The sequence below is a fragment of the Streptomyces poriticola genome (assembly GCF_036689765.1).
GTDB classification, from domain to species: Bacteria; Actinomycetota; Actinomycetes; order Streptomycetales; family Streptomycetaceae; genus Streptomyces; species Streptomyces poriticola.
In genome coordinates this window covers 1-4,876 of sequence record NZ_JBAGKH010000068.1, presented here as the reverse complement: position 1 = coordinate 4,876, position 4,876 = coordinate 1, and the positions used below count along the sequence as shown (strand labels likewise).

Here is a 4,876-nt window from a genome sequence, read left to right as displayed (position 1 = left end):
GCAGGCGAAGACCGACAACATCCAGGTCCCGGATCTCGAGGTCGACGACCCGAGCGGCCGGGCCCGCCTCCTGGTGCTGGGCTGGGGCTCCACCTACGGGCCGATCACCGCCGCTGTACGGGACGCACGCCGCGCGGGCCTCGAAGTGGCACAGGCCCACATCCGGCACCTCAACCCCTTCCCTGCGAACCTCGGCGCGGTGCTGCGCCGCTGCGAACGCGTACTCGTCCCCGAGATGAACCTGGGCCAGCTCGCCATGCTGCTGCGGGCCAGGTACCTGATCGACGTCCGCAGTCACCAGCAGGTCAACGGCATGCCGTTCAAGGCCGGGCAGCTCGCCGCGGCCATCGAGGAGGCCCTCCGTGAGAACTGAAACCCCCCTGAGGCCCGACCCCCCCTCGAGGACCCGACTCCCCCTGACCGCCAAGGACTTCAAGTCCGACCAGGAGGTGCGCTGGTGCCCGGGCTGCGGCGACTACGCGATCCTGGCGGCCGTGCAGGGCTTCATGCCCGAACTGGGCCTGGCCAAGGAGAACATCGTCTTCGTCTCCGGCATCGGCTGCTCCTCCCGCTTCCCGTACTACATGAACACCTACGGGATGCACTCCATCCACGGCCGCGCCCCCGCCATCGCCACCGGTCTGGCCTCCTCCCGTCCGGATCTGTCGGTGTGGGTGGTCACGGGTGACGGCGATGCGCTGTCGATCGGCGGCAACCACCTCATCCACGCCCTGCGGCGCAACGTCAACCTGAAGATCCTGCTGTTCAACAACCGCATCTACGGCCTCACCAAAGGCCAGTACTCCCCGACCTCCGAAGCCGGAAAGATCACCAAATCCACGCCGATGGGCTCCCTCGACGCACCCTTCAACCCCGTCTCCCTCGCCATCGGCGCCGAAGCCTCGTTCGTGGCACGGACCGTGGACTCCGACCGCGCACACCTCACCGACGTGCTCCGGCAGGCCGCCGCCCACCCCGGCACCGCACTGGTGGAGATCTACCAGAACTGCAACATCTTCAACGACGGCGCCTTCGAAGCCCTCAAGGACACACAGCAGGCCGAGGAAGCCGTGATCCGCCTCGAACACGGCAAGCCCGTCGTCCTCGGCCCCCACGGCACGAGAGCCGTGATCCGCGACCACCGGACCGGGGACCTGAAAGTCGTCCCCCTCACCGAGACCGACCAGACACAGATCCTCGTCCACGACGCCCACGCCGCGTCCCCGACGACCGCGTTCGCCCTGTCCCGGCTCGCCGACCCCGACACCCTGCACCACACCCCGATCGGCGTGTTCCGCTCCACCGGCCGGCCCGTCTACGACACCCAGATGTCCGACCAGCTGGATGCGGCCACCGACCAGTACGGCAAGGGCGACCTCGCCGCACTCCTCACCGGCAACGACACCTGGACCGTCGCCGGCTGACCGGACCCGGCGCGGTGCGCTTCCCACTTCGAGGCAACCGCCTGGCCCAGGGAGAGATCATGCTTTCGACCGCTGACAACACACCAGCCCGACACAGACAGGTACACCCGCCCGCCCTCGGCACTCTGGTCCGGCGACGCCTCGCATGGGGCGTCGCCGTCGTCGTGGGGAGAGCCAAGGAGCGTCCCGTACGGGAATCCCCGCCTTCCGCCGGCCGCTCGCGTGCGCCGGGGGGCAGCTGACATGGCAGGAGCTGCACAGATCCACAGCATCGTGCTCGACGCCGCGGGCATTCCGATGTCCGCCCTGCTCGCCGAGCCGTCCGGCCCGCCGCACGCCGTGGTGGTGGCCATCCACGGCGGCGGCATGAGCGCCGGCTACTTCGACAGCCGGGCCAGGCCCGGCCTTTCCCTGCTCGAACTGGGCGTTCAGCTCGGCTATTCCGTACTGGCCGTGGACCGGCCCGGATACGGAGCCTCCGCCGTGCGGCTGCCCAAGGGGCAGACGGTCGACCGCCAGGCGGCGACGCTGCACGCCGCGCTCGGCGACTTCGCGGGCACCCACGACATCGGCGCGGGCTTCTTCGCGGTGGCACACTCCAACGGGGGCAAACTGGCCCTGGCCGCCGCGGCCGGGCCGGCCACCAGCCCGCTCATCGGCCTGGACATATCCGGCCTCGGCAGCACCCTGGCCGTGGACGCGCACCGGCTGCCCGGCCCGGACGGCCACGGCGACTGGCGCCGGCACTGGGGGTCCCTGCGGTTCTACCCGCCGGACGCCTTCCGCCTCGGCCGCGCACTGGTGTCGCCGGTGCCAGGACTCGAGGCGAGCGAGGGCCCCCTGTGGCCCCGCCTGTACCCGGGCATCGCCGCCCGGGTCACAGTCCCCGTCAGGTTCACCTTCGCCGAGCAGGAACAGTGGTGGCGCTTCGACGAAGAGGCCCTGGCGGAGCTCACCGCACCACTGTCCGCCACGAAGGCGACGGTGGACCACCAGCCGGACGCCGGGCACAACATCAGCCTCGGCTGGGCGGCCCGCACCTACCACCTGAGGGCGCTGGGATTCCTGGAGGAGTGCCTCCTGGCCCGGCACACGGCGCCACCCCGAAGACAGCCCGCGCGCCGCCCCCGACCGGCCGCGGAAGAACCGGACACGCCTCGTCCGGCAGCAGCCCAGCCCACACGCGTGCACGCGTGAGAAAGGCCCCGCCCCGACCACACGCACGAAAGGCGCAACGGTGAGCCCCAGCACTCTGAAACACCAGGTCATCGACGAGCCCGTCCGCGAAGACCCGGGCACCGACGAGCCCGTCCGCGAAGACCCGGACACCGGCCGGACCGGCACCGGCGCGCCCGGCACCAGCCGCCCCGCACTGCTCGCCGGCGAAGAGCGGGACACCCCCGAACGGCACATCTTCCGCGGCCTCGACTGACACCCCCGCCCCCTTCCGCATACCGCTCCCTCTCCCAGGAGAACGAGGATCATCACCATGCCTCTGATCTGGCGTCACGGCACCGACACCCTCCGGCCGAAGGGGCTCGTGCTGCTGCGTGCCCTGCCGCTGCTGCGCCGCCCCCGCCCGCAGTCCCGTGACGACGCAAGCCGCCGGGGCAGCGCCGGGGAAGAGGCCCGCAACCTCTACACCCCGCACTGCAGCCGCGGCAGGCGCCGCTGACCCGCGCAGCACACCCCGGCACGCGCCCCACACGCGCCAAGGGCCCGCCGAACCCCGTGAAGGACCCGATGAAACGCACCCTCGCCAGCAGCTTCCAGTCCCTGACGATCCGTAACTTCCGGCTCTTCGCGGCGGGCCAACTGGTGTCCGTCGCAGGCACCTGGATGATGATCGTCGCCCAGGACTGGCTGGTGCTGTCCCTGACCGGCGACTCGGGTACGGCCCTCGGAGTGGTGACCGCCCTGCAGTTCACGCCGCTGCTGCTGCTCACCCTCCACGCCGGCGGATTCGCCGACCGCTACGACAAACGCCGCCTGCTGACGGCCGTGAACCTCGCCTCGGGCGTCCTCGCGCTGCTGCTCGCCCTGCTGGTCCTGACGGAGCGGGTGGAGCTGTGGCACGTCTACCTGTTCGCCCTCGGACTCGGCACGGCCAACGCCTTCGAAGTGCCCACCCGCATGGCCTTCGTCAGCGAACTCGTCGGCGCCGAACTGCTGCCCAACGCCTCCGCACTGAGCGCCGCCTACTTCAACTCGGCCCGCGTCGTCGGCCCGGCCCTCGCGGGCCTGCTGATCAGCTGGTCCGGCACCGCGGCCGTGATGCTCCTGAACGCCGCCAGCTATCTGGCGACCGTGGTGGGCCTGCGCATGATGCGCCCCGCGGAACTCCACCGCAGCGGCCCCCGCCCCGAACGCGCCCGCGTCAAGGACGGCATCCGCCACCTGACGTCCCGCCGCGACCTGGTCCTGCCGATGGTGCTCGTCGGAGTGATCGGCATGCTGGGCTTCAACTTCCAGCTGACCCTGCCGCTGCTCGCGAAGACCGTCTTCCACGCCGACGCCGCCGCGTTCGGGCTGCTCACCACCGCCCTCGCGGCCGGCTCCCTCGCCGCCGCGTTCGCCACGACCCTGCGCCGCGGCAGACCACCGCTCGGCCTGGTCATCGGGGCGGCACTCGGCTTCGGCATCCTGCAGGCCCTGGCCGGCCTGGCACCCACCTACGCCGTGGCCGCGGTACTGCTGTTCTGCACGGGCTTCGGCTCCATCTGCTTCGCCCAGGCCGCCAACCACCGCATCCAGCTCGGCACGGACCCCGCCTACCGGGGCCGCGTCATGGCCCTCTACACCCTGGTCTTCCAGGGCACGACCCCTCTCGGCGCCCTTCTCGTCGGAGTCCTCAGCGAGGAACTGGGCGCCCGCTCCGGCCTCGTACTCGGAGGCACGGCATCCGCCCTGACCGCCCTGGCGATCCTCGCCCTCCACCTCCGCACCACCCCCTTCAGCCCGGATCCCGACCCCGTCGCGACGAAGGCCCGGACCACCGCCTGACCTGGACCGAGGTTCAGCCACGAACCTCCACCCGCTGCCCAGAGACGCTTCGGAACAACTCGGGGAGAGACGAAGACGCCGGAAAGCCGCTGCACCTCGTCGCTGTCGTCGGAAGCGCCCGCGGGGGACGATTCGGGCTTCCCGTGTCCGGCTGGTTCACCGAGGAGGGGGTCTGTAAAACGATCGGTGTAACTCCCGATCATGGAGGATGCATCGATGACCAGTGAGAACGTGTCCGAGGCTGAGGCCGTCGAGCCTGTGAAGGCTGTGTCTGCGAAGGCCGTGGACGATCAGTTGATCGACGAGCTGGTGGGCCGTGCCCAGGCCGAGGGTCTGCAACTGACCGGCGAGGGCGGGCTGCTGCAGCAGCTGACCAAGCGGCTGCTGGAGTCCGCCCTGGAGGGCGAGATCACGGACCACCTCGGCTACGACAAGCACGACCCGGCGGG

At 70.9% G+C, this 4,876-nt stretch carries 5 protein-coding genes and 2 pseudogenes; all 7 read left to right on the top strand.

Features of this window, described 5'->3' with window-relative positions; genetic code table 11:
* Positions 1-373 (top strand): annotated as a pseudogene (locus V5O46_RS31380) (2-oxoacid:acceptor oxidoreductase subunit alpha); the annotation flags it as partial.
* Between the two features lie 7 nt (positions 374-380).
* Positions 381-1,424: a 2-oxoacid:ferredoxin oxidoreductase subunit beta gene (locus V5O46_RS31375; protein WP_332888132.1), complete on the top strand. Its 1,044-nt coding sequence runs from the start codon at positions 381-383 to the stop codon at positions 1,422-1,424.
* Positions 1,425-1,667: 243 nt separating this feature from the next.
* Positions 1,668-2,621, top strand: a complete 954-nt coding sequence (locus V5O46_RS31370; protein ID WP_332888131.1) for an alpha/beta hydrolase — start codon at positions 1,668-1,670, stop codon at positions 2,619-2,621.
* A gap of 40 nt (positions 2,622-2,661) precedes the next feature.
* A complete protein-coding gene (locus V5O46_RS31365) occupies positions 2,662-2,856 on the top strand; it encodes a hypothetical protein (RefSeq protein WP_332888130.1) in 195 nt (64 codons plus the stop codon).
* A 57-nt stretch (positions 2,857-2,913) separates the two neighbouring features.
* A complete protein-coding gene (locus V5O46_RS31360) occupies positions 2,914-3,099 on the top strand; it encodes a hypothetical protein (RefSeq protein ID WP_332888129.1) in 186 nt (61 codons plus the stop codon).
* A 68-nt stretch (positions 3,100-3,167) separates the two neighbouring features.
* Positions 3,168-4,427, top strand: a complete 1,260-nt coding sequence (locus V5O46_RS31355) for an MFS transporter (protein WP_332888128.1) — start codon at positions 3,168-3,170, stop codon at positions 4,425-4,427.
* Between the two features lie 216 nt (positions 4,428-4,643).
* Positions 4,644-4,876 (top strand): annotated as a pseudogene (locus V5O46_RS31350) (IS256 family transposase); the annotation flags it as partial.